Source organism: Deefgea chitinilytica, from assembly GCF_016881405.1.
Taxonomy (GTDB): Bacteria; Pseudomonadota; Gammaproteobacteria; order Burkholderiales; family Chitinibacteraceae; genus Deefgea; species Deefgea chitinilytica.
Window position 1 is genome coordinate 1 of sequence record NZ_WOFE01000022.1, and the last position, 548, is coordinate 548.

General features: G+C 56.2%; 1 protein-coding gene. It reads right to left on the reverse strand.

Going from position 1 to position 548, the window contains the following annotated elements; all coding sequences use genetic code 11:
• A partial coding sequence (locus GM173_RS15810; RefSeq protein ID WP_203572358.1) for a cadherin-like domain-containing protein occupies nt 1–548 on the reverse strand: 548 nt, incomplete at both ends.

Sequence of the window (548 nt, forward strand, 5' to 3'; positions counted from 1 at the left end):
CCATTGACGGTGATCTTCAAAGTCGCGCTGCTGGTCGAGCCATCGGCATCACGGACGGTGTAGTTGAACACTTCATCGGTCAACGATTGACCTGGATTGAGTGCGTTCACCGTTGGGTTGGCGTTGTCGAGGGTATAGGTGTACGAGCCATCGGCTGCAATGACCAGCGTGCCATACTTGCCGACATAGGTGCCCGCAGTCGTCAAGGTCAAACCAGTATCGCTGCTGTTTTGATCCGCTACGCCGCCTTTGGCGTCGCCGAGAATCACATTGCCAGTGGTGGTGGCGGTGTTCTCAAGGATGCTGTTGGTATCGGCTTTGGCGGTCGGCGTTGTGTCTTGGATCGCGATGTCGAGGCTGTCAGTGCCAACGGCGTTGTTCTTGTCGGTCACGGTGATCGCGATATTGTCGATCACGTCTTTGCCCGCCACATGGGTTTGCACGTTCGGATCGTAGGTGTACGTCACTTTGCCCGTCGCTGCATCAAAGCCAGTGAGTTTCAAGCTGCCTTCGCCGGTGTTGATGGTGATTGGCGTGGTACCGAGTGT